Below are 670 nucleotides of genomic sequence, written 5' to 3' on the forward strand. Positions count from 1 at the left end.
GAGATGTTTATAAGAGACAGCCCGTTCTCCCGCAGCCGCCAGGCCCGCATGAGCAGCGCTCCCGGTACGCCGATCACCGCCGTCCAGACGAGCGCCGCCGGACCCACCAGCCACCACACGGGACCGAACTCCGCCAACGCCCCCGTGCCGAGCGGACCGCCCGACGCGGCGGCGAGCAGCGCCGCCCCCGCCCCGCACCCGGTGGCGGCCAGTCCCGCCGCGACCGCCGTACCGCCGGGGGTCCACGCCTGCGCCCGTGCGCCCGGTTCGGGGACGGCCGCCCGGGCGATGAACCGGGCCAGGAACAGGCCGGCGGCGAGCGGCACCCCGACGGCCGCCCAGTTGGCCGCCGTCCCCGGCCCCTGGTCGGGCACGGCGGCCAGCAGCGGGAAGTCGGGCAGCGCGGGACGGCCACCGAAGGTGAGGGGGCTCGCCGTGGACGCCGTACCGAGGGCGAAGCCCGGGCCCAGGCCGTAGGAGGCGCCCCACATCGCGGCGTTGGGGACGAGTGTCAGGGCCAGCACCAGGACGCAGATCCGGCCGGCCCAGCCGTCCGCCAGGGTCAGGAACGACTCCTCGGCGTCGCCCACGTGCCACACCAGGGCCACCGCCACCAGCAGGGCCCCTCCGCCGAGCAGTACGGCCACACCTGTCTCTTATACACATCTCT

Annotated in this window: 1 pseudogene; it reads right to left on the reverse strand. The window is 75.7% G+C overall.

What is annotated here, in order from left to right:
• Positions 1 to 653 (reverse strand): annotated as a pseudogene (locus IH13_RS0112360) (DUF6350 family protein); the annotation flags it as partial.
• Positions 654 to 670: the final 17 nt, after the last annotated feature.

It is taken from the genome of Streptomyces sp. NRRL WC-3549, assembly GCF_000721935.1.
In the GTDB taxonomy this organism is placed as follows: domain Bacteria; phylum Actinomycetota; class Actinomycetes; order Streptomycetales; family Streptomycetaceae; genus Streptomyces.